Below are 24,263 nucleotides of genomic sequence, written 5' to 3' on the forward strand. Positions count from 1 at the left end.
ATTAAGCAAACCTCTTAATAGTTTTAGTTTTAATTGGTAATTTAGCTGATGCTTTATAAAGAGCTTCTTTAGCTATTTGTTCTGACACACCATCAACTTCAAATAAGATTCTTCCTGGTTTAACTCTACAAGCGAAAAATTCTGGATTTCCTTTACCTTTACCCATTCTAACTTCAATAGGTTTTTTTGAGACAGGTATGTTTGGAAACACTCTGGTCCATACTCTTCCTTGTCTTTTCATATGTCTAGTTAATGCTACTCGAGCAGCTTCAATTTGTTTACCAGTAATTCTTTCTGGTTGTAAAGCTTTTAAAGCAAAGGCACCATAATTAATAGAACTTGCTCTTGTGGCAGTTCCATGGATTCTTCCCTTGTGAGCCTTTCTCCATCTAGTTCTGACTGGTTGAAGCATTATTCTTTACCGTCTTTCGCTATTACTTTGTTAGTTTCTTGACTAAATTCTCTTGCAAATACTTCGCCTTTATAGATCCAAACTTTGATACCAATAATTCCATATGTAGTTAAGGCTTCAGCTTCAGCATAGTCAATGTCTGCTCTTAAAGTATGAGATGGTATACTTCCTTCTCTTAACCATTCAGTTCTTGCTATTTCGTTTCCACCGAGTCTTCCACTAATAGAAACTTTAATTCCCCTTGCACCTAATCTAATACATGATTGCATAGATCTCTTCATGGCTCTTCTGTATGAAATTCTTTTTACTAACTGTTGGGCAATATTTTCTGCAACTAAATATGCATTGGTTTCTGGCTTTTTTACTTCTTTTATATTTAAAGCAACTTCATTAGTTGTAAACTTTGATAAATTATTCTTAATTTTATCAATATCACTTCCTTTTTTTCCAATAACAAATCCTGGTCTAGAAGTGTAGATAGTTACATAGCATTTATTAGATGTTCTCTCTATCATCACTTTTGATACACCAGAATTGACTACATTTTTTTTGATATAATCTCGTATTTTAAAATCCTCAATTAAATAATTTCCAAAATCTTTTTTCTTAGCATACCAAACAGAGTCCCAGCCTCTATTGATACCTAGTCTAAAACCTACAGGATTAACTTTTTGTCCCATGACTCTCCATTTGTTTAACTTCTGATAAAATTATAGTTACTGTTGACCAAGGTTTTAAAATTGGTGCAGCTCTACCTTTCGCTCTTGGTCTAAATCTTTTCATTACAATTTTTTTTCCACAATAAGCTTCTTTAACAACTAAATTATCAATATCATATTGAAAGTTATTTTCAGCATTTGCAACTGCAGAACTTATTGTTTTTCTTATATCTTTACTTATTCTTTTAGCTGAGAATTGTAAGTCTCTAATTGCTACATCAACCTTTTTGCCAACAATACTTTTTAAAATAGGATTAAGTTTTCTAACACTAGTTCTTATACTATTGTTAACAGATTTGACTGTATCTACTTTTTTTCTATTTTTTTTCTTTGTCTTATTCATATTTATTTTTTAGCTGCTGTTGCAGGTTTAGCTTTTTTATCTGCAGGTGTATGACCATAAAAGGTTCTTGTAGGTGAAAATTCACCCAATTTATGTCCAACCATGTCTTCAGAAATAGTAATTGGTATAAATTTTTTACCATTATAAATCTGAAAACTAACACCAACAAAGTCAGGTAATATTGTTGATTTTCTTGACCATGTTTTAATAGGAATTTTTTTAGGATCTTCTTTGTATTTATCAACTTTTTTCATTAAGCTTTCTTCAACAAAAGGTCCTTTCCATACTGATCTAGCCATTATTTTTTAGTATCCTTCCTTTTGTTTCTTCTTTTAACAATAAATTTATCTGTTCTCTTATTGTCTCTTGTTTTTAAACCTTTTGCAGATTGACCTGTTGGTGAAACTGGATGTCTTCCTCCAGCTGATTTACCTTCACCTCCGCCATGTGGGTGATCTACAGGATTTTTCACAACTCCTCTTGTATGTGGTTTTCTTCCAAGCCATCTTGATCTTCCTGCTTTTCCAATTTTAATATTTTTTTGATCTGGGTTTGTTAATGTCCCAATAGTAGCTAACGATCTTGAATCTATTTTTCTTACTTCGCCTGATGCCAGTTTGATTAAACTGTAATTTCCGTCTAATCCACTAATAGTCACTGAAGAACCTGCAGATCTAGCAATTTTACCTCCGGCGCCTGGTTGAATTTCAACGTTATGAATATTTATACCGACCGGAATATCCTGAAGTGGCATGCAATTTCCTACTTTAATCTCTTTTTTAGATCCATTTTCAATTTTATCACCAGCTTTTATTTTTTGTGGTGCTAAATAGTAAGCATGAGAACCATCATCAAATTTTACTAGCATGATGTAACATGATCTATTAGGATCATATTCAATTCTTTCAACAGTAGCTTCCATGTCAAATTTTTTACGATAAAAATCAACATGTCTGTACATCTTTTTATGTCCACCAGATCTATTAATATTAGTTATATGTCCATTGTTATTTCTTCCTTTCATTGCATTCTTCGGAGATACAAGTGCCTTGAAAGGTTTACCTTTCCATAGACCAGTTCTATCAACTAAGATAGTTCCTCTAGTAGATTTTGTATAAGGTTTGAAAGTTTTAAGTGCCATTTATTAAATACCTGTTGTTAGATCAATACTTTGACCTTTTTTAAGTGTTATTATTGCCTTTTTAAATCCAGAAACTCTCACTTTTTTGCCTCTAGTTATTTTAACTCTGTTCTGCTTGTTAATAATATTAATTTTAGTCACGTTTACTTTAAAAATTTTTTCAATATTTTTTTTCAAGTTAATTTTGTTTGCACCTGCAGGAACTTTAAAAACAATTTTGTTTTGTTCTGATAAATTTGTTGATTTTTCAGTAACCATTGGAGAGACAATTTTGTCGTATAAATGTATTTTATCCATTTTAAGAGTATCTCTTTTCTAGTTCTTTTACTGAACTTTCAGTAAAAACAACTTTTTTAAATTTAATAATATCATAAGAGCTAAAATGATTAACGTCAGTTACTTTAACATTCGGAATATTTCTAGCTGATTTCTCAACTTTTTCTTTAGAAGCTTTATCTAGAATAATTAAAGAATGAGTTATTTCAAGTTTCTGAATAATTGCGCTCATTTCTTTTGTTTTTTTAATCTCTGTATCAAAGTCATTTAAAATTAATAAATTTTTATTATTATTTTTTTCAGTAATTAACGAAGCTACACTTAATTTTTTTTCGTTTTTATTTAGTTTTCTTTTTTTATAAGCAAGTTCACCTTTAGGGCCATGTGCTATACCACCACCAACAAATATAGGCGCTTTTCTACTTGCGTGTCTAGCTCCTCCAGTTCCCTTTTGCGCATATATTTTTGAAGTAGGACCACTTACTTCATTTTGCTGTTTTGTTTTAGCGTGTCTACCTTTGTAGTTAGCATTCGTTTTATATAAAACGCTGCTTACTAATTTACTATTAATTTTTGCTGAAAAAATTTTGTCTAACACTTCAATAGTGTCTTTTTTTCCATCAAGGCTAATTTTTTCTATTTTCATTATTTTTTCTTTTTGTCAGGTGTTTTTTTAGCTTCTTCTGCTGCTGCAATTTTTTCTGAAATTGTCATTTTGTTAATATTTTTAACTGATTTTCTTACTACAACTTCTGTATTTTTTGATCCTGGAATTGATCCTTTTAAATATAAAAGCTCATTTTCTAAATCTGTTTTAATTATTTCAATGTTAAGCATTGTTCTCAATCGATCACCCATATGACCAGCCATTTTTTTTCCTTTAAATACTTTACCGGGATCTTGACTATGTCCTGTTGAGCCATGGGCTCTATGTGAAACTGAAACACCATGACTTGCTCTTAAACCACCAAAATTCCATCTCTTCATAGCACCAGCAAAACCTTTTCCAATAGTTTTTGATCTTGTGTCTACAAATTTAATATCTTTAAATATCTCTAAACCAAACTCATTACCCTCTTTATAAGTCTCAGTGTCTTTAACTCTATATTCTTTAAGTGTTTTTTTGGCTTCTGTGTTCTTTTTTGCAAAAAAACCTTTCATTGCTTTTGTAAGTTTTGAATTCTTTATCTTTCCATACCCAAGCTGAACCGCTTTATAACCTCTTTTTTCTTCATCAATTACTTGAATAACTCTAGCTTTTTCAACTTTAAGTACAGTCACAGGAACTAGCTGACCAGTTTTATAAAATTCTCTAGTCATTCCTATTTTTTTTCCAATTAAAGCTATCTCAGACATAATTAAATTTTTATCTCCACATCTACACCTGAGGCAAGATCAAGCTTCATTAAAGCTTCAACAGTCTGTGGTGTTGGCTCAATAATATCAATTAATCTTTTATGAGTTCTTGACTCAAATTGTTCTCTACTTTTTTTGTCGATATGCGGGCCTTTTAAAACTGTATATCTTTCTATTCTAGTTGGTAATGGAATAGGTCCTTTTATAGTAGCACCTGTTCTTTTTACAGTGTTCACTATTTCTTCAGTAGATGCATCTAAAATCTTATTGTCGTATGCTCTGAGTTTAATTCTAATATTTTGTTTTTCCATAATTACCCTGCAATCTTTTTGGTTACTTCATCTTGTACATTCTGTGGTACTTTAGAGTAATGATCAAAGAACATAGAATATTGGGCTCTTCCTTGAGACATTGATCTTAAATTGTTTATGTATCCAAACATATTTGCTAAAGGAACCATTGCTGTAATTACAGTTGCATTACCTCTTTGCTCTTGGGTGCTAATTTGGCCTCTTCTACTATTTAGATCGCCTATTACATCACCCATATAATCTTCTGGAGTGACGACTTCAACTCTCATTACTGGTTCTAGTAGTTTTAATGTTCCTTTAGTGCAAGCTTCTTTGAAGCAAGCTCTGCCAGCAAGTTCAAAAGCAAGGACGCTTGAGTCAACATCGTGGTGTAAACCATCTAAAATTGTCACTTTATAATCTATCATTGGAAATCCACAAAGAATTCCGTTGTCTGAAACAGTCTCTATTCCTTTTTCTACACCTGGAATAAATTCTTTTGGTATAGCTCCACCTTTAATTTTACTTTCAACGGATCTTCCAGCACCTGGTTCTTGAGGTTCAACAAGAAGTTTGACTTTTGCAAATTGACCAGCACCACCACTTTGTTTTTTGTGTGTGTATTCCACTTCTGATGCATTTTCTAACGTTTCTCTATAAGCTACTTGTGGAGCTCCAACATTAGCCTCAACTTTAAATTCTCTTTTCATTCTATCTACAATTATATCTAAGTGTAATTCCCCCATACCTTTAATAATTGTTTGACCAGATTCCTCGTCTGAAGTCACCCTGAATGACGGATCTTCTTTAGCAAGTCTTCCCAAAGCTTCACCCATTTTCTCTTGGTCAGCTTTAGTTTTTGGTTCAACAGCAATTTCAATTACAGGATCTGGAAACTCCATAGGTTCGAGTAAAACTGGACTTTCTTCATCGCATAAAGTGTGACCTGTGATAGTATATTTAAGTCCAGCTAATGCTACTATGTCACCAGCATTTGCTTCTTTTATATCTTCTCTAGAGTTAGCGTGCATCAACAACATTCTACCAACTCTTTCTTCTTTTTCTTTTGATGAATTAAAAATTCCTGTACCAGTTTTAATCGTTCCTGAATAAATTCTTATAAATGTCAGTGAACCAACAAAAGGGTCATTTGCAACTTTAAAAGCTAAAGCAGAAAATGGTTGGCTATCTTCAAATTTCATTTCCATCTCATCCTCAGAACCAGGTTTAGTTCCTTTAATTGAACCAATGTCAATTGGGCTAGGTAAGTAATTAATTGTTGCGTCCAGTAATGGTTGAACACCTTTATTTTTAAAGGCAGATCCCGTAGTAATTGGAACAAAACTAAAATTTAGAGTTCCTTTTCTTATACATCTAACTAAGTCTTCTTCTTTAATCTCATCACCATTTAAATAAGCTTCCATTAATTTTTCGTCTTGCTCAACAGCTGTTTCAACTAATTCAGTTCTATATTTTTGAGATATTTCTTTTAAATCATCTGGTATATCTTTGTATTCCCATTCAGCTCCTAGAGCTTCGTTTTTCCAAACTTGTGCTTTCATTTTAACAAGATCAACCACGCCTGAAAGAGATGCTTCAATTCCAATTGGTATTTGAATTGGTAATGGTTTACATCCTAGTCTGTCTCTAATCATATCTACGCATCTAAAAAAATCTGCACCAGTTCTATCTAATTTATTGACGAAGCATATTCTTGGAACTTTGTATTTATCAGCTTGTCTCCAAACAGTTTCAGATTGAGGCTCAACACCTGCAACACCATCAAAAACACACACCGCACCATCTAAAACCTTAAGAGATCTTTCAACTTCAATTGTAAAATCAACGTGACCTGGTGTATCAATAATATTAATTCTATGATCATTCCAAAAACATGTAGTTGCGGCAGAAGTAATTGTAATTCCTCTTTCCTGTTCCTGTTCCATCCAATCCATAGTTGCAGCACCGTCATGTACTTCACCTATTTTATGGCTTTTACCTGTGTAGTATAAAATTCTTTCTGTAGTAGTAGTCTTTCCTGCATCAATGTGGGCCATGATCCCAATATTTCTGTATTTATCTAATGTATGAGTTCTAGCCATATTTTATTACCATCTAAAATGTGCAAAGGCTTTATTTGACTCAGCCATTTTATGCACATCCTCTCTCTTTTTAACTGCAGCACCTTTTTTTTCATAAGCATCAAACAATTCATTAAAAATTTTATCAGACATATGTTTGTCTTTTCTTTTTCTTGCAGAATCTACTAACCATCTAATTGCTAAAGCCTGAGCTCTTTTGCTTTTTACTTCAACAGGAACTTGGTAAGTGGCGCCACCAACTCTTCTTGATCTTACTTCAACAGTTGGCTTAATATTGTTAATTGCTTCATTAAAAATATTTATTGGCTCATCTTTTGATTTAGTTTTAATTTTATCTATTGCGTCATAAACAATCTTGGCCGCAACACCTCTTTTACCATCATACATTATATTGTTAATTAATTTTGGAATGATAGTTGAATTAAACTTTGGATCTGGAACTACATTCTTTTTTGGTTGGGTTTTTTTTCTAGACATTATTTACCTTTTTTAGTTCCATATAAAGATCTTCTTTTTTTTCTATTAGCAACACCTTGAGTATCAAGATTACCTCTCAAAATATGATAACGTACACCTGGCAAATCTTTAACCCTACCACCTCTAATTAATACCACTGAGTGTTCTTGAAGATTGTGTCCTTCACCTGGAATGTAAGCAGTAACTTCAAAGCCATTTGATAATCTTACTCTTGCAACTTTTCTTAAAGCAGAGTTTGGTTTTTTAGGAGTTGTTGTATAAACTTTAACGCACACACCTCTTTTTAGTGGTTGCTTTTGCAAAGCAGGAACCTTGTTCCTTGTTAATTGTTTAACTCTTTTTTTTCTTAACAACTGATTAATAGTTGGCATAAATTTTTTTAAAATAATTAATTTATTTTTAGAAGAAAATAACTGACAGGTTATTTTGTGGCAGCGTTTAGTACTATTAGTAGGTACTACATTCCAACCAAAAACACCGCCAAAATACTTATTAATCCAACTTTGTCAAACTAAAACTTCAAGTATTAAGTGATATTTTTGCTAATTTGCAGGAGTTTCTGAAGCTTCTGATGTTTCTATTTTATCTTGTTCTGCAATAAAATTATTATCATCTTCAAGGGCTTTTTTGTTCCATTTATTTTTGATATGACCTGTTCCAGCAGGAACTAATCTACCAACAATAACGTTCTCTTTTAGACCATTTAGTGGGTCTACTTTACCTTTAATAGCAGCATCAGTTAAAACTCTTGTAGTTTCTTGGAATGAAGCTGCAGAGATAAACGACTCTGTTTGTAAAGAAGCTTTTGTAATACCCATCAGTACACGTTCACCTACAGCAGGTGTTTTGCCTTCTGCTACAAGTTTTTCATTAGAATTGTCAAATTTTATTCTATCTATAACTTCACCTGGTAAATAACTAGAATCACCAGTAACTTTTACTTCAACTTTTTTAAGCATTTGTCTTAAAATTGTTTCAATGTGTTTGTCATTAATAATTACACCTTGCAATCTGTAAACTTCTTGAACTTGATTTACAAAATACTCTGTTAATTCTTTTATTCCCAATACTCTTAAAATATCATGTGGTAATGGCTGACCATCGAGTAAATACTCACCTTTTTGTATTCTCTCACCTGGATTAAAGTTTATGTGTTTCCCTTTTGGTATTAGGTAGTTTGAAGGTTCGGCGCCATCTTCGGGAACAATTGATACTTTTTGTTTTCCTCTAACTTCTTTGCCAAATACAACTTGACCATCATTTTCTGCAATAATTGCACTATCTTTTGCTTTTCTTGCTTCAAATAATTCAGCTACTCTTGGTAGACCACCCGTAATATCTTTTGTCTTAGTTGTTTCTTTAGGAAGTCTTGCTATTACATCGCCTGCAAAAACTTTTTGACCATCTTTAATTGAAAGAATTGAGTCAGGCACAAGATAGTATCTTGCCTCATTATCATCAGCTTTTTTAATAACATTTCCTTTTTCATCTCTAAGAGTTATTCTTGGTTTTAAATCAGTACTTTTTGATTGAGCTCTCCAATCAATTACGGACTTAGAAGATATACCAGTTGCGTCATCTGTAGTTTCTTGAATTGAAACACCATCAATTAAATCAACAAAACTTGCCGTACCACTTTTTTCTGCAATTACAGGGGTTGTGTATGGGTCCCATTCACAAATTTTTGTATTAGCTTTAATTTTGTCACCATTGTTAAAAAATAATTTTGATCCATAAGCAACTTTATAAACTGCAACTTGAACTCCATTATCATCTTCTATAGATAATTGAGTATTTCTACCCATAACAATTAGATTTTTCTTAGAGTCTTCTAATATGTTAGAATTTAAAATTTTAAGCGTTCCTTCATTTTTACTTACAATTTGAGAATCTTGTTTAACAGAAGCTGTTCCACCAACGTGGAATGTTCTCATAGTTAACTGAGTTCCAGGTTCACCAATTGACTGAGCTGAAATCATACCAATTGCTTCTCCAACGTGTACCATTTTTCCTCTAGACAAATCTCTACCATAACAAGTAGCACAAACGCCTTCTTTTGAACTGCATGTCATTACCGAATAAACTTTGATTGATTTCACACCAGCTGCATCTATTAGATCACACCCAGCTTCATCAATCATTTTAGATTTTTTGATTACAACATCACCTGTAAGTGGGTTTTTTACATCAGCTGCAGCAACTCTTCCTAGTGCTCTCTCTGATAAACTAACTACAACATTTCCACCTTCTAAAATTTCTGAAAGTTCAATAAATCCGGGATCATCACACTGAACTTTTGTAATTGTTAAATCCTGAGCTACATCACAAAGTCTTCTAGTTAAATAACCCGAACTTGCTGTTTTAAGAGCTGTATCAGCTAGACCTTTTCTTGCACCGTGAGTTGAATTGAAATACTCTAGTGCAGTTAAACCTTCCTTAAAGTTTGAGATAATTGGGCTCTCAATAATTTCACCCGAAGGTTTTGCTATTAGACCCCTCATACCTGCAAGCTGCTTCATTTGGGCCGCAGATCCTCTAGCTCCACTATCCGCCATCATATAAACTGAATTAATTTTTAATCCTTCTGGTGTTTTTTCTGTAGCTGAAATTCCTTTCATCATTTCACCAGCAACTTTATCAGTACATTTAGACCAAGCATCTACAACTTTGTTGTATTTTTCACCTCTTGTAATTAATCCTTCAGAATATTGAGTTTCGTAATCAGCTATTAAAGTTTTTGTATCTTCAATTAATTGAGTTTTGCTTTCTGGGATTACAAGGTCATCTTTACCAAATGAAATACCTGCTTTAAACGCATGTTTAAAACCTAAATCTTTTAATTTATCACAAAATATAACAGTTGTTTTTTGCCCACAAAATCTAAAAACTATATCGATAATTTCAGATACTGTTTTCTTAGGTAGTAATCTGTCTACTAAAGAGAATTTAATATTACTATTTTTAGGAAGTAAATTTGCTAATAAAAATCTTCCAGCTGTTGATGTGTATTTTTCATACTTCTTATTTCCATTTTCATCAACTGTTTCAATTCTTGATATGATTGTAGTATGAACTTTAATTTGGTCTGAAGCTAAGGCAAATTCAATTGCATCTACATCGACAAAATACCCAGAAGGTTTATCTGTCATTGGTTCTTGGGATAGGTAATAAATACCTAGAATCATATCCTGACTCGGTACTATGATCGGTTTTCCATTAGATGGAGATAAAATATTGTTTGTAGAAAGCATTAGTATTCTTGCTTCTAACTGAGCTTCCAAACTTAACGGAACGTGAACAGCCATTTGGTCACCATCAAAATCAGCGTTAAAAGCTGCACAAGTTAAAGGATGTAATTCAATTGCATCACCTTCTATAAGTTTCGGCTCAAATGCTTGAACGCCTAATCTGTGAAGTGTTGGTGCTCTATTTAAGATTACAGGATGTTCTCTAACTATTAATTCTAACGCATCCCAAACAGCATTTGTTTCTTTTTCAACTAATTTTTTAGCTTGCTTGATTGTCGATGCTAATCCAAGTTTATTCAATCTTGCATATAAAAATGGTTTGAATAGTTCTAAAGCCATTTTTTTTGGCAGGCCACATTCATGAAGTTTTAAATCTGGACCAACAACAATTACTGATCTTCCAGAGTAATCTACCCTTTTACCAAGTAAGTTTTGTCTAAATCTACCTTGTTTACCTTTTAGCATTTCTGCTAAAGATTTAAGTGGTCTCTTTCCAGTTCCAGTTATTACCCTTCCTCTTCGACCATTATCAAATAATGCATCCACAGACTCTTGGAGCATTCTTTTTTCGTTTCTAACAATAATGTCTGGAGCCTTAAGATCCATTAATCTTTTTAACCTGTTATTTCTATTAATAACTCTTCTATAAAGATCATTTAAATCTGAAGTGGCAAATCTACCACCATCTAAAGGTACCAACGGTCTTAACTCAGGTGGTATTACTGGCACCACTGTTAAAATCATCCATTCAGGTTTTTGTCCAGTTTCTATAAATGACTCAACTAACTTTAATCTTTTAATTGCTCTCTCTTCATTAACTTTAGATTTTGTTTCTTTAATAAAGTTAATAAGTTTTTTTCTTTCTAATTCTAAATCTAGATTTTTAAGCATTTGTAGTACAGCTTCAGCACCTATTCCTGCTTCAAATGATTCTTCACCAAACTCATCTTGATATTTGGCTAATTCTTCTTCATTTAGAAGTTGATTTTTTTGCAATCCTGTTAAACCAGGTTCAATTACTATAAAGTTTTCAAAATATAAAACCCTTTCAATTTCTTTTAGCTTCATATCAACAGCTAAGGCTATTCTGCTAGGTAAAGACTTTAAAAACCAAATATGAGCAACTGGTGTAGCTAAATTAATATGACCCATTCGTTCTCTACGAACATTAGATTTAGTTACTTCAACACCACATTTTTCACAAATGATACCCCTGAATTTCATTCGTTTGTATTTTCCACACAAACACTCATAATCTTTAATTGGCCCAAAAATTCTAGCACAAAACAGACCATCTTTTTCAGGTCTAAAAGTTCTATAGTTTATTGTTTCTGGCTTTTTAATCTCGCCAAAAGTCCATGATTTAATTTTTTCAGGACTAGCTAAAGTTATCTTTATACTATTAAAATTTTGAGCTTCAGAAATTTCAGTATTTTTAAATAGATCTGTTAATTCTTTTTTCATTTTTAGTTAAGCTCCACGTTTAATGCTAATGATTTAATTTCTTTAACTAAAACGTTAAATGATTCTGGAATACCTGATTCAAAATTTTCCTCACCTTTAACTATAGTTTCGTAAACTTTAACCCTACCTGCTACATCATCTGATTTAACAGTTAATATTTCTTGTAATGTGTATGATGCACCGTAAGCTTCTAAAGCCCACACTTCCATCTCACCAAATCTTTGGCCACCTAGTTGAGCCTTACCACCTAGCGGTTGCTGTGTAACTAAACTATAAGGTCCTGTAGATCTTGCGTGTATCTTATCTTCAACTAAATGATGAAGTTTAAGCATATAAATAATTCCAACAGTAACAGGTCTATCAAATTTTTCACCTGTTCTACCATCCCACAAATACGTTTGTCCTGAGCCAGGTAATTTAGCTAGTTCAAGCATCTCTGTAACATTTTTTTCTTTTGCACCGTCAAAAACTGGTGTTGAAATAGCTATTCCATCTTGCAATGTTTCAACTAAATCTTTGAATTCAGGTTTGCTTAATTTTTCAACCTTATCATCAAATATTTCCTCACCATAAACAGATTTCAAAAATTTTGATATCTTTTCAGTTTTTTCAATTTTTTTATTATTCTCATTAACTAATCTTTTAACCTCTTCACCAAATTCTTTACAAGCCCAACCTAAGTGAGTTTCAAGTATTTGACCCACATTCATACGACTTGGAACACCAAGTGGATTTAAAACTATATCAACAGGCCTTCCATCTTCTCTGTATGGCATATCTTCAACAGGAACGATTTTACTGACAACACCTTTATTACCATGTCTTCCTGACATTTTGTCCCCTGGTCTTAATCTTCTTTTAATTGCAACAAAAACTTTTACCATTTTCATAACACTAGGAAGTAAATCGTCACCACTTCTAATTTTCAAAACTTTATCTTCAAATCTCTCAGTAATATCTTGTTTAGCTTTGTTGTACTGGTCTTTAAGTTGAGCTAATGTTGCTTCATCATTTACATTACCAACTGTGATTTTAAAAACATCATTGATAGATAAACTATCTATTGATTCAGAATCCAATTTAGTACCTTCAGATAAATCTTTAACCTTTTTAGTTAAAGAAGATCCCGATAAAAATTGTGATGCTCTTTGTTTAATGCTTCTCTCTAAAATCTCTTCTTCTACAATCTTATCTTGTTGAACTTCTTCAATTTCTGCTCTTTCAATAGTTATCGATCTTTCATCTTTTTCTATACCGTGTCTATTGAAAACTCTAACATCAACAACAGTACCACTGCTGCCTCTAGACATTCTTAAAGATGTATCTGTAACATCAATTGCTTTTTCACCAAAAATTGATCTTAATAATTTTTCTTCCGGACCTGATGCTGAGTCACCCTTAGGAGTTACTTTACCAACTAGAATATCACCTGCATTAACTTCCGCTCCAATATAAACAACACCAGATTCATCTAAATTTTTTAAAGCTTCTTCGTTAACATTTGGAATATCTCTAGTTATATCTTCTTCGCCTAATTTTGTATCTCTTGCCATAATTTCATATTCGACAATATGAACAGATGTAAATACATCATCAGTTACACATCTTTCAGAAATCAAAATTGAATCTTCAAAGTTGTAACCTTGCCAAGGCATAAACGCTACAGTTACATTTTTACCTAAAGCTAATTCACCTAATTTAGTAGATGGACCATCTGCTATAATATCTCCTGATCTAACCTTATCACCAACTCTTACTAATGGTTTTTGGTTAATACATGTGTTCTGATTTGATCTTTTAAATTTTTGTAAATTATAGATATCAACACCTGATTTAGAAAAATCAGTTTCTTCGGTTGCTTTAATTACAATTCTTTTACCATCAATTTTATCTACTGAACCGTCTCTTTTAGCAACAATAGTTACACCTGAGTCTAAGGCAACGTCACTTTCAATACCTGTTCCAACTAATGGAGATTCAGGTTTTAATAATGGAACTGCTTGTCTCATCATGTTTGATCCCATTAGCGCTCTGTTAGCATCGTCATTTTCTAAAAATGGTATCAATGATGCTGCAACTGAAACAAGTTGCTTAGGTGATACATCGATATAATCAATAGTTTCAGGCTTAGCTAGAAGGAAATTTAAATTTTGTCTGCAAGAAACTAGTTCTTCAATTATTTTTCCATTTTTATCTAATTTTGTATTAGCTTGAGCAATGGTAAACTTAGTTTCTTCCATTGCAGATAAATACTCAACATTATTTTGAACTACACCATCTTTAACTTTTTTATATGGACTTTCAATAAAACCATATTTATTAATTTTTGCATAAGTGGATAAACTGTTAATCAATCCAATGTTTGGTCCTTCTGGAGTTTCGATCGGACAAATTCTTCCATAGTGAGTTGGGTGAACATCACGAACTTCAAAACCAGCTCTTTCTCTAGTTAGACCACCAGGTCCTAAAGCTGATACTCTTCTTTTGTGTGTAATTTCAGATAATGGATTTGTTTGATCCATAAATTGTGATAGTTGAGAACTTGCAAAAAAGTCTTTTAATGAAACTGTTAATGGTTTTGCGTTAATTAGGTCTTGAGGCATAGCTGACTCTACGTCTAGAGTTGTCATTTTCTCTTTGATAGCTCTTTCCATTCTGTAAACTCCAATACGAGCTTGATTTTCGACTAATTCACCAACAGAACGGACTCTTCTATTTCCTAAATGATCAATGTCATCTACTTCATCTTTTCCATCTCTTAAATCTAACATTTTATGGACAATAGCTACTATGTCGTCATTTCTTAAAATTGTGATCTTGTCAGAACAATCTTGTTCTAATCTAGAATTCATCTTCACTCTTCCTACGTCAGATAGGTCGTATCTATCTGAACTAAAAAATAGATTGTTGAAAATTTGAGTAGCGATTTCAATTGTTGGTGGCTCACCAGGTCTAAGCATTTTGTAGATTTCTGTTATAGCCTCATCTTTTGAATTGTTTTTATCGTTTAAAATAGTTGTTAATAAGTATGGACCTTTGTTAATAGAGTTTGTTACAGAAATTTGTAAAGAATGTATGTTTGCATCTAATATTTGTTGTATTACCGTATCATTGATTTCCGTTCCTATTGAAAAGGTTCCCTCTTCTTCATCATTAACTTTCACATCCCTGTGTAAAAATTTCCCAAATAATGAGTCTCTTGTTACCAAAATATCTTTTAAGCCATCATTGGCTAGTTTTTTAGCATTTAAAAAATTAATTTTATCACCTAACTTAATTACTATTTCTCCAGTTTTAGCATCCATAACTTCCTCTGAGAAATTTTTTGCTTTATAATTTTCTGGATTAAATTTTGTTTTCCATTTTTCAGTTTTAGGGTCAAATGTATATTGTTCACTCTCATAAAATTCATCTACAATTTCTGCTTTAGTAAAACCTAATGCCATCAATAATGTTGATGAAAAAATTTTTTTCTTTCTATCTATCTTGAAATATAAAAAATCTTTAACATCATATTCAAAGTCTAACCAAGAACCTCTGTTTGGAATTACTCTTGCATTAAATAAAAGTTTTCCACTTGCATGAGTTTTTCCTTTATCATGGTCAAAAAATACACCTGGGCTTCTGTGCATTTGATTAACTACTACTCTTTGAACACCGTTAGTAATAAAAGTACCACTGTTTGTCATCATAGGTACTTCACCCATATAAACTTCTTGTTCTTTTGCAGATAAAATATCTTTGGTATTATTTTCTTGATCTATTTCATAAACAACTAATCTTAAAGTACATTTTAGAGCAGATGAGTAAGTTAAACCTCTAGTAATACATTCTTCAACATCAAATTTTGGTTTGTCTAATCTATAAGAAACATATTCTAAAGTTGCTTTATCATTTAAATCTTCAATTGGAAAAATACTTTTAAAAACTCTATCAAAACCTTTGGTCAACTCTGCCTCAGAATGAAATTCTGTCAGTTCTTTGTATGAATTTTTTTGTACTTCTATTAGATTTGGTATGGATAAACTTTCTTTTAGTTTACCAAAACTTTTTCTTATGTTTTTCTTTTCAGTAAAAGATAATTGCATCTATATTTAATAATACTGATTATAAAAATCAGTATCTGAATTCTTTCTTATTAATTTATTTAAGTTCTACTTTTGCGCCTGCAGCTTCCAGCTTAGCTTTGATCTCTTCTGCATCTTTTTTGTTTACACCAGATTTAACTTCTTTTGGTGCACCCTCTACAAGATCTTTAGCTTCTTTTAAACCCAATGAAGTTGCTGCTCTAACTTCTTTAATAACATTAATTTTTTTCTCACCAGCTGATAAAAGCATGATTGTAAAATCATCTTTATCTTCTGCTGGAGCTGCGCCGCCTGCTGCTGCTGGTGCTGCTGCGGCCATTGGAGTTACACCCCACTTTTCTTCTAATTGTTTTGATAACTCTGCTGCCTCAGCAACAGTCAAACTTGAAAGGTCTTCTATAATTTTATTTAGGTCAGGCATAATTTACTCTTTGGGTTGTGTTTCAGAATTTTCTGCCGACAAATTACTCATTTTTTCTGAGTATGCAAGCAAAATACTCACTAATTTTGATGCTGGAGCATTTAAAATACCAACAATATTTGCTCTAGCTTCATCTAAAGTTGGTAAACTAGCTACATTTTGGACACCAGCCTGATCTAAGACTTCGTTATCCATTATTCCACCAATTAATTTAAGATTTTCGTTATCTTTTGCGAATTTTGAAAGAATCCTTGCTGACATTATGGCGTCTTCACCAAAAGCAACAGCAGTTGGACCTGCAAATAAATCTGACAAATCTTTACATTTAGTTTTTTCCAAAGCTAATTTTGTTATTCTATTTTTTGTTATTCTGAAAATTATTCCATGCTCTCTCATTTTAGCCCTTAACTCATCTAATTGAGTCATTGTTAAACCTTGATAATGAGTGACCATTACAGCTTTGCTATTCTCAAACTGAGTGGTCATTTCTGAAATATAATTCTTTTTTTGTTCTTTAGTTAGCATGATTATATCGTCTTCCCTAATTTAACTTTGTATGAAACACCCATTGATGAAGTAACAAAAGTGTTTTTAATCAAATCACCTTTTAAAGTATTGTTGGATTTTTCTTTCTCTAAAGCATCTAGTATAGCATGAAAATTTTTTAATAATTGGTCATCATGAAATGATTTTTTTCCTATGCTCACACCTATATTTCCATCTTTATCATTTCTAATTTCAACCTGACCAGATTTAGCATTTGTTACAGCCTCCTTAATATTTTCAGATACAGAACCAAGTTTTGGATTTGGCATTAATCCTTTTGGACCTAACACTTTACCTAATTTAGAAAGCTTAATCATCATACCGGGTGTACAAATTAATTTTTCAAAGTTTAATTCACCACCTTTAATTTTTTCAATAAACTCATCACTACCAACAATATCTGCTCCAGCATCTTTAGCCTCTTGAGCTTTGCTATCTTCACAAACTACTGCAACTTTAACATTTTTACCTGTACCACCTGGTAAGTTGACTACAGTTCTAATATTAACTTCGCTTTTTTTTTGCTTATGGTTTATTTGAAAACTTAGATCTAACGACTCATCAAATTTAGTAGTACAATTTTTTTTAACTTCCGGTAATAATTTTTCAATAACATCAGCATTTAAGTCTTTTGTTTTTTCAGGTAATTTTTTATATCTTTTTGACGGCATTATTCTTTAACCTCTATACCCATTGATCTAGCTGATCCTGCTATTATTTTTACTGCTTCTTCTAAATCATGAGCGTTTAAATCTTTCATCTTTTGATTAGCAATATCCTCTAATTGCTTTTTGGATATTGATGCAACAATATTTCTTCCTGGTTCTTTAGATCCACCTTTTAGTTTGACTGCCTCTTTAATAAAGAAAGAAGCTGGTGGAGATTTAATTTTAAAATCAAATTTTTTATCTTTATAAACTGTAATTTCCACTGGAACAGGTTTGCCAGCCATTGATTTAGTTTTGTCATTAAAAGCTTTACAAAACTCCATAATGTTTACACCACGTTGACCTAGCGCGGGTCCAACAGGAGGTGCAGGATTAGCTTGACCGCCTTTAATTTGTAACTTTATAAATCCACTAATTTCTTTTGCCATTAACTTACTTTCTCAACTTGGTTATATTCTAAATCTACTGGTGTTGGACGTCCAAATATAGAAACTGACACCTTAAGTCTAGACTTTTCTTCATCTATATCTTCAACCATTCCACTAAATGAAGCAAAAGGACCGTCAACAACCTGAACTTTTTCACCAATGTTGTATTCTATACCAGATTTTGGCTGTGCCACACCATCTTTTATTTGACCTAATATTTTTTCAATTTCTTTATCAGAAACTGGAACAGGTATTCCCTTAGAACCCAAAAATCCACTTACTCTCTTTAAATTCTTAATCATATGATAGATATCATTATTCATTTCACACTTCACAAGTACATAACCAGGAAAATATTTCTTTTTTCTCTGAATTCTTTTTCCTCTTTTAACTTCTGTTACATCGTGCGTAGGAACAATAATTTCCTCAAATTTATCAGATATCTTAGCTTTTTCTGCTTCTTCTTTTATTAAACCAGATACTTTATTCTCAAAGTTTGAGTGTGATTGCACTATGAACCAATTTTTCATTAAATACTCACCTTAAGTAGCAATTCTAGAAAAAACTTTAAAACCTGGTCTAGAAGTAAAAAAAACAAAGACATTACAACTGCCATTGCAAAAACCATCAAAGCACCTTGCAACGTCTCTTTCCATGTTGGCCATGAAACTTTAAAAGCTTCTTGTTTTACTTCCTGAATAAATTTCATTGGGTTTTTCATAATTTTTAAGCTCTAATTGGCAGGAGCGGAGGGACTCGAACCCTCAGCCTCCGGTTTTGGAGACCGGCGCTCTACCAATTGAGCTACACTCCTATTTATAGAGTTACTCTATAATTTTAGTTACTACTCCTGCTCCAACAGTTCTTCCACCTTCTCTAATAGCAAAGTTTAATTGTTCTGACATTGCAATCGGTGTGATTAACTTAACAGTAAATTTAGCGTCATCACCTGGCATAACCATTTCAGTACCTGCTGGTAATTCAACTTCACCTGTTACGTCTGTTGTTCTAAAATAAAATTGAGGTCTGTATTTAGTAAAGAAAGGAGTATGTCTTCCACCCTCGTCTTTCTTAAGTACATACGCTTGTGCTTCAAATTTAGTATGTGGAGTAATTGATCCAGACTTACAAAGAACTTGACCTCTTTCAATGTCAGTTCTTTCAACGCCTCTCAATAAAATCCCTACGTTGTCACCAGCTTCACCTGAGTCTAAAAGTTTTCTAAACATTTCTACTCCAGTACAAACTGATTTTTTAGTTTCTTTAATTCCAACGATTTCAACTTCTTCACCAGTTTTAATTACACCTGATTCAATTCTACCAGTTGCAACTGTTCCTCTTCCTGAAATTGAAAATACATCCTCGACAGGCATCAAGAAAGGTTTGTCAACTTCTCTAGCAGGTTGTGGAATGTGTTCATCAACAGCTTTCATTAATTCTAAAATTGAATTTTTTCCAATTTCTTCATCTCTTTTTTCTACTGCTGCTAATGCTGAACCTTTAACAATTGGAGTTGTTTCTCCAGGATATTTATATGAAGTTAGAAGTTCTCTAATTTCTTCCTCTACAAGTTCGATCATATCTTTATCATCAACTTGGTCTACTTTATTTAGGTAAACAACAATTGCAGGAATTCCAACTTGTCTTCCTAAAAGAATGTGCTCTCTAGTTTGTGGCATAGGACCATCTGCAGCGTTAACCACTAAGATAGCTCCATCCATTTGCGCAGCACCTGTGATCATGTTTTTAACATAGTCAGCGTGACCTGGACAATCTACGTGAGCGTAATGTCTTTTTTCAGTTTCATACTCAACGTGAGCAGTTGAAATTGTAATTCCTCTTTCTTTTTCTTCAGGAGCTTTATCGATTTGATCGTAAGCTACTGCTGTTCCACCGCCAGCTTCAGCTAATGTAATTGTGATAGCTGCAGTAAGAGTTGTTTTACCATGGTCGACATGACCAATAGTCCCAATGTTACAGTGGGGTTTATTTCTAACAAACTTTTCTTTTGACATTACTTTTTTACCTCAGTTTTTGTTTTCATTAATAATTTTTTTTCTTGGAGCGGGTAAAGGGAATCGAACCCTTACATCCAGCTTGGAAGGCTAGCGTTCTACCATTGAACTACACCCGCACAACCCCAAGAGTAACACTCCATGTTACTTAAAAATTTATTGAATGGTGGAGGGGGAAAGATTCGAACTTTCGAAGACCGAAGTCAACGGGTTTACAGCCCGCCCCATTTGACCGCTCTGGAACCCCTCCTCTGGGGAAGCGTCCCCTGTTCAATAAAGCTTCAAACAACATGCGTTTTATATATTTTATTTATGCAATTGCAACACGAGATTTAGTAGATAAATATCGAAAAAAACGTGTAAAACTGGTTAAAATTTATGAATAAATCATCTTTTTTTATTGCTGGTCAACATGCTGTTATCGAAGCTCTTAGAAATCCTGATCGAAAGGTTTTAAGAGTATTTTTAACAGAAGATGCTAAAAAAAATATACATAGAAAAAACCCAAGAAAAAATGTTTTAGAGGACGTTAAGGTTTATTTTAAATCTAAAAAAGAATTAGACAAATACACATCCAAAGAACAATTGATGCACGGAGGTTATGTTGCAGAAATTGAACATTTAGATCAACCTGATCTAAAAGAATACATTAAAGAGAAAAAAAATTGCACTTTTGTTTGCTTGGATGAAGTAACAGATCCAAGAAATATTGGTTCATTAATCAGAAGCGCTTCATCTTTTAAAATAGATGGATTAATTATTAAAGAAAGACAGTTCCCAAAAGATAGTAAGCTTATGTACAAATCAGCAAGTGGCTGTATGGAGCATTTAAATATTTTTCAAGTATCAAACATAAATTCTACTCTTAAAAATTTACGGGAAAGAAACTTTTGGGTTTATGGGTTTGATGCTAGAGGTGAAAAAGATTTTACTGATGTTAAATGGGAGGGAAAAAATGTTCTTCTTTTTGGATCAGAGGGGTTTGGTATGAGAGAGCATACAGGTAAATATGCTGATTTCTTTGTTAAAATAGATATGAATAAAGATATAGAAAGTTTGAATATATCAAATAGTGCAGCTATAGTTTTTCACCATCTAAGTTTTTTAAAAAAAAAGAGTTGATTATTTAACAAATAATTAATAGTTATTGCGCATGCCCTTGTAGCTCAGCTGGTAGAGCAATTGATTTGTAATCATAACCCACCCAATTATCTAACACACACATGTTATTCATCTAGTAAATACTAACATCATTTAAGTAAAAAAGATTCAGTTATTTTTATTATAGATATACCGACAGTATGCCGACAGATTGCTATTTATGAATCGAAAACACTAATGTTTTCGCTAGTCGCAGATGCTGCGCATCTGTTCCTGCTTCGCTTCTAGTTGTATTGTTTTATTTAAGATTAATTTAGAGGTCGTTGAAAAATATGGATTATAGAAGCACGGTCTTTAATCCCGGTTGCCTGTTGCTTTGTGGGGGTAGCCTGGTTCATGGCATTGGGTAACAGAACGCTCCTTACAACTCTCTTACTTTGCTTTGTTTGGATAAAAATTAAATCTCTTTACGTCTTTATTAAGTTTATAATAATCAAGTTTATCTTTAGTAAATATATTCATTATTGTTTTAAGTTTAGTGGGCCCATCAAGCATTCCAGCTGCAATAGAGATGTTTTTTGTTCCAATCACTTTAAAAAATATACTAGCACCACATTTGCTACAAAAACCTCTTTTAGCTCTTTTAGAAGATCTAAACCATTTTAAAGTACTCTTTTTTATAAATTTAATGTTTTGTTCTTCTACATTTGTATAAGCCGCATGATGACCATGGGTTTTCATGCATTGACTACAATGACAATTTTGTACATCACGATGACTACCTTCTGTTTTAAATTTTATTCCACCACACAAACAACTGGCTTTAAGAGATAAACTTTTCATATGATTTTAAATATAATTTATAAAATATCATTATCTTTTAGGAAACCCTTCTACGGTATAGAAGTTTCTTATCTTTTTTAGAGATACGTAATAAGCGCTTTCTCTAAAGGATTTTTTTATTTGTTTTTTAGCATTATAAATTTCAATAAATGCATTTCTCATACTGTCTTCAAGACCTGAAAAAGCTAAGTCCTCTTCATCAGCACCATGAATAATTTTTTTAATGGTGTCAAAATCTGTTTTAGTATTAGTTTTTTTATCTATCAAATCAATAATGTCTAATATCTTTTGTTCTTGAAATCTTTTTTCAACTCTACCAAAACGTATATGAGAAATATCTTTTACCCACTCAAAATAAGAAACTACAACACCCCCTGCATTGACATAGATATCAGGAATAATCATAACGCCTTTTTCAAATAATTTTTGATCCGCCTCAAATGAAATGGGTCCATTTGCAGCCTCAATTATTAATTTTGTTTTAATTTTATCTACATTATCAATGGTGATTGCATTTTCTAATGCAGCTGGAATTAAAATATCACAATCTAATTCTAAAAGTTCACTTGGATTGTTTTTAAATTTTCCAAGTTTAGGATTATTGATAGTTTTATTTGTCTTATAAAATTCAATTAGTGCATTTATATCAATGCCTTTTTTATTATATAAATAACCATCAAACTCACCTATAGCTATAATCTTTGCATTATCTCTATTATATAAATGTTTGGCTAAATTACTTCCAACATTACCAAAACCTTGAACTATAATTTCATTATCCTTTAATTCATTTTTCAATCCTGCTTCTTTAACAACATCTTCATGCCTAAATATTTCTCTAACTACTTCTTCAATACCTCTACCGGTAGCCTCAGTTCTGCCAGCAATACCACCTCTGTGTAAGGGTTTACCCGTTACACAACCTCTGTAATTTATATCATCTGGTTTAAGTGTTTTATAAGTCTCTAAAATCCATTCCATTTCTCTCTCAGATGTTCCAACATCTGGAGCTGGTACATTTAATGCTGGAGAAATAAAACCTTTATTAATTAGTTTACTAGCAAACGCTTTAGTAATTTCTCTTAGTTGAGGCATGGTGTAATTCTTAGGATTAATTTTTAAACCCCCTTTTGCACCTCCAAAAGGAATATTAACTATCGCACATTTGTAAGTCATTAAAGATGCTAGAGCTTCTGTGTCATCTTGATCAACGGTTTCTGAATATCTTAGCCCACCTTTAGTTGGAAGAATGTGCTCTGAATGAACGGCTCTCCATCCAGTAAAATTATTTATTTTACCATCTAAGACAACACCTACATTAACTTTAATTAATGAGTGAGTAGATTTTAGATGTTCAAGTAAATCATCACTAAAATTTAGTAATTTAGCTGATTTGTCTACATGTAAGTTGACGTTATCTTTAAAGCTCATTTAAAAAAATTATATATTAATTAAATGTATTAACCACTAAATATTAAAACTAGAAATATAATAAAGATTTTTTCATTACAAACCCAGAACCACGATACCTAAAATCTTTTTCATAACTACTAAATTTATTTACTTAAATTTATTTGATGTTTGTAATAATCATCTGGCCAAAAACTTTTAATGTAGGCTAAAACTGCATCTATATCTTTGTCACTAAGGTTGTCACCAAAACCACCCATCTTACCTTCGTAATCACTGACTATTCCAACTAAACCATATTTGATAATTGTATGTAACGTTGCGTCATCATGATGCCAAGTGTGACCAGTGCCATTTAAAGGTGGTGCTTTTCTATGACCATCTTCATCAAGACCTTTCCAGTTTTCTGCTCCAGCTAGATTAACTTGATGGCAGCTTACACAATTATTTTGGTATGCAATTTTACCACTAACAATCATTAATTCAGAATCTCGTGTGATTGGATAATGATTATCTGAATAAGCATTCCCACTTAACAACAAACCTAGAACTATAATCCCTAAAAGTTTTTTCATATTTTTTGTTAATTCATTTTTGTAGCTGTAATTTTTTCACCATCATCAATATTTATAATTTTATATAATTTATATATTTTTCCATCATGTTCGAATTCATTTGGCCCACAAATATAAAGATCTGAAAATGACATCCAGAACATTGAGTCAAAATTATCACCTGCCAAAACATCATACATAACACCAGATGTTGTTAATAGATATCTACCTCTCTCAATATTTTTTTTTAATGTATCGTTAAAACAATCAGCATAAGCATTCCCACTTAACAAAAAACCCAGAACCACGATCCCTAAAAGTTTTTTCATTAATGAAGCCTACCAAAACTTAAATCGGGTGT

At 32.2% G+C, this 24,263-nt stretch carries 26 protein-coding genes and 3 tRNA genes; 1 reads left to right on the forward strand and 28 read right to left on the reverse strand.

Annotated elements, in window-relative coordinates; translation table 11 throughout:
• Position 1: 1 nt before the first annotated feature.
• The 24 genes from rplP to AC5SLZ_RS03580 form a co-directional block, all read right to left on the reverse strand.
• Entirely contained in the window at positions 2-412 is a 411-nt protein-coding gene (gene rplP / locus AC5SLZ_RS03465) for a 50S ribosomal protein L16 (RefSeq protein ID WP_023648433.1), read from the reverse strand.
• The gene (rpsC, locus tag AC5SLZ_RS03470) at positions 412-1,092 is read right to left on the reverse strand and encodes a 30S ribosomal protein S3 (protein ID WP_028036895.1); all 681 of its coding nucleotides are present in this window, start codon (positions 1,090-1,092) and stop codon (positions 412-414) included. The genes rplP and rpsC overlap by 1 nt, the downstream gene beginning before the upstream one ends.
• Positions 1,076-1,474 carry a 50S ribosomal protein L22 gene (rplV, locus tag AC5SLZ_RS03475; protein WP_028036894.1) on the reverse strand — a complete coding sequence of 133 codons (399 nt, stop codon included), beginning with the start codon at positions 1,472-1,474 and terminating at the stop codon, positions 1,076-1,078. Before rplV ends, rpsC begins: the two co-directional genes overlap by 17 nt.
• Before the next feature lie 2 nt (positions 1,475-1,476).
• Positions 1,477-1,773 carry a 30S ribosomal protein S19 gene (rpsS, locus tag AC5SLZ_RS03480; protein WP_023648430.1) on the reverse strand — a complete coding sequence of 99 codons (297 nt, stop codon included), beginning with the start codon at positions 1,771-1,773 and terminating at the stop codon, positions 1,477-1,479.
• A complete protein-coding gene (rplB, locus tag AC5SLZ_RS03485) occupies positions 1,773-2,615 on the reverse strand; it encodes a 50S ribosomal protein L2 (protein ID WP_028036893.1) in 843 nt (280 codons plus the stop codon). The genes rpsS and rplB overlap by 1 nt, the downstream gene beginning before the upstream one ends.
• Before the next feature lie 3 nt (positions 2,616-2,618).
• Positions 2,619-2,912, reverse strand: a complete 294-nt coding sequence (gene rplW, locus AC5SLZ_RS03490) for a 50S ribosomal protein L23 (protein WP_028036892.1) — start codon at positions 2,910-2,912, stop codon at positions 2,619-2,621.
• Between the two features lies 1 nt (position 2,913).
• A complete protein-coding gene (gene rplD / locus AC5SLZ_RS03495; protein WP_028036891.1) occupies positions 2,914-3,537 on the reverse strand; it encodes a 50S ribosomal protein L4 in 624 nt (207 codons plus the stop codon).
• Entirely contained in the window at positions 3,537-4,247 is a 711-nt protein-coding gene (gene rplC, locus AC5SLZ_RS03500) for a 50S ribosomal protein L3 (protein ID WP_494614949.1), read from the reverse strand. The genes rplD and rplC overlap by 1 nt, the downstream gene beginning before the upstream one ends.
• Before the next feature lie 2 nt (positions 4,248-4,249).
• Positions 4,250-4,558, reverse strand: coding sequence for a 30S ribosomal protein S10 (rpsJ, locus tag AC5SLZ_RS03505; protein ID WP_023648425.1), 309 nt, complete (start codon positions 4,556-4,558; stop codon positions 4,250-4,252).
• A gap of 2 nt (positions 4,559-4,560) precedes the next feature.
• Positions 4,561-6,639: an elongation factor G gene (fusA, locus tag AC5SLZ_RS03510; RefSeq protein WP_494614950.1), complete on the reverse strand. Its 2,079-nt coding sequence runs from the start codon at positions 6,637-6,639 to the stop codon at positions 4,561-4,563.
• 6 nt (positions 6,640-6,645) lie between these two features.
• The gene (gene rpsG / locus AC5SLZ_RS03515) at positions 6,646-7,116 is read right to left on the reverse strand and encodes a 30S ribosomal protein S7 (RefSeq protein ID WP_028036888.1); all 471 of its coding nucleotides are present in this window, start codon (positions 7,114-7,116) and stop codon (positions 6,646-6,648) included.
• Complete coding sequence (gene rpsL, locus AC5SLZ_RS03520) at positions 7,116-7,487, reverse strand: 30S ribosomal protein S12 (RefSeq protein ID WP_023648422.1); 372 nt, start codon at positions 7,485-7,487, stop codon at positions 7,116-7,118. The genes rpsG and rpsL overlap by 1 nt, the downstream gene beginning before the upstream one ends.
• 171 nt (positions 7,488-7,658) lie before the next feature.
• Complete coding sequence (gene rpoC, locus AC5SLZ_RS03525; protein WP_494614952.1) at positions 7,659-11,828, reverse strand: DNA-directed RNA polymerase subunit beta'; 4,170 nt, start codon at positions 11,826-11,828, stop codon at positions 7,659-7,661.
• Between the two features lie 2 nt (positions 11,829-11,830).
• Entirely contained in the window at positions 11,831-15,916 is a 4,086-nt protein-coding gene (gene rpoB, locus AC5SLZ_RS03530; protein WP_494614953.1) for a DNA-directed RNA polymerase subunit beta, read from the reverse strand.
• A gap of 55 nt (positions 15,917-15,971) precedes the next feature.
• Positions 15,972-16,337 (reverse strand): 50S ribosomal protein L7/L12, encoded by a 366-nt coding sequence (gene rplL, locus AC5SLZ_RS03535; RefSeq protein WP_028036885.1) that lies wholly within the window; start codon positions 16,335-16,337, stop codon positions 15,972-15,974.
• Between the two features lie 3 nt (positions 16,338-16,340).
• Positions 16,341-16,862, reverse strand: a complete 522-nt coding sequence (gene rplJ, locus AC5SLZ_RS03540) for a 50S ribosomal protein L10 (protein ID WP_494614955.1) — start codon at positions 16,860-16,862, stop codon at positions 16,341-16,343.
• 2 nt (positions 16,863-16,864) lie between these two features.
• Positions 16,865-17,554 (reverse strand): 50S ribosomal protein L1, encoded by a 690-nt coding sequence (gene rplA, locus AC5SLZ_RS03545; protein ID WP_028036883.1) that lies wholly within the window; start codon positions 17,552-17,554, stop codon positions 16,865-16,867.
• On the reverse strand, positions 17,554-17,979 hold the full coding sequence (gene rplK, locus AC5SLZ_RS03550) for a 50S ribosomal protein L11 (protein ID WP_028036882.1): 426 nt from the start codon (positions 17,977-17,979) through the stop codon (positions 17,554-17,556). Before rplK ends, rplA begins: the two co-directional genes overlap by 1 nt.
• Positions 17,979-18,509: a transcription termination/antitermination protein NusG gene (gene nusG, locus AC5SLZ_RS03555; protein ID WP_028036881.1), complete on the reverse strand. Its 531-nt coding sequence runs from the start codon at positions 18,507-18,509 to the stop codon at positions 17,979-17,981. Before nusG ends, rplK begins: the two co-directional genes overlap by 1 nt.
• Entirely contained in the window at positions 18,509-18,700 is a 192-nt protein-coding gene (gene secE / locus AC5SLZ_RS03560) for a preprotein translocase subunit SecE (RefSeq protein WP_028036880.1), read from the reverse strand. Before secE ends, nusG begins: the two co-directional genes overlap by 1 nt.
• 17 nt (positions 18,701-18,717) lie before the next feature.
• A tRNA-Trp gene (locus AC5SLZ_RS03565) sits at positions 18,718-18,793 on the reverse strand.
• 10 nt (positions 18,794-18,803) lie between these two features.
• Positions 18,804-19,994, reverse strand: coding sequence for an elongation factor Tu (gene tuf / locus AC5SLZ_RS03570; RefSeq protein WP_028036879.1), 1,191 nt, complete (start codon positions 19,992-19,994; stop codon positions 18,804-18,806).
• Positions 19,995-20,039: 45 nt separating this feature from the next.
• Positions 20,040-20,113: transfer RNA gene (locus AC5SLZ_RS03575), tRNA-Gly, on the reverse strand.
• Positions 20,114-20,158: 45 nt separating this feature from the next.
• Positions 20,159-20,244 (reverse strand) — tRNA-Tyr (locus AC5SLZ_RS03580).
• A gap of 128 nt (positions 20,245-20,372) precedes the next feature.
• Here AC5SLZ_RS03580 and rlmB point away from each other — a divergent pair.
• On the forward strand, positions 20,373-21,116 hold the full coding sequence (gene rlmB, locus AC5SLZ_RS03585) for a 23S rRNA (guanosine(2251)-2'-O)-methyltransferase RlmB (protein WP_494614957.1): 744 nt from the start codon (positions 20,373-20,375) through the stop codon (positions 21,114-21,116).
• Between the two features lie 411 nt (positions 21,117-21,527).
• Here the strand turns inward: rlmB and AC5SLZ_RS03590 are convergent, their stop codons facing one another.
• The 4 genes from AC5SLZ_RS03590 to AC5SLZ_RS03605 form a co-directional block, all read right to left on the reverse strand.
• On the reverse strand, positions 21,528-21,938 hold the full coding sequence (locus AC5SLZ_RS03590; protein WP_494614958.1) for a GFA family protein: 411 nt from the start codon (positions 21,936-21,938) through the stop codon (positions 21,528-21,530).
• A gap of 30 nt (positions 21,939-21,968) precedes the next feature.
• A complete protein-coding gene (locus AC5SLZ_RS03595) occupies positions 21,969-23,369 on the reverse strand; it encodes a Glu/Leu/Phe/Val family dehydrogenase (protein ID WP_494614960.1) in 1,401 nt (466 codons plus the stop codon).
• Positions 23,370-23,494: 125 nt separating this feature from the next.
• The gene (locus AC5SLZ_RS03600; RefSeq protein ID WP_494614962.1) at positions 23,495-23,923 is read right to left on the reverse strand and encodes a c-type cytochrome; all 429 of its coding nucleotides are present in this window, start codon (positions 23,921-23,923) and stop codon (positions 23,495-23,497) included.
• Positions 23,924-23,931: 8 nt separating this feature from the next.
• Positions 23,932-24,231, reverse strand: a complete 300-nt coding sequence (locus tag AC5SLZ_RS03605; RefSeq protein WP_494614963.1) for a hypothetical protein — start codon at positions 24,229-24,231, stop codon at positions 23,932-23,934.
• Positions 24,232-24,263: the final 32 nt, after the last annotated feature.

The organism is Candidatus Pelagibacter sp. PS_06, from assembly GCF_059418045.1.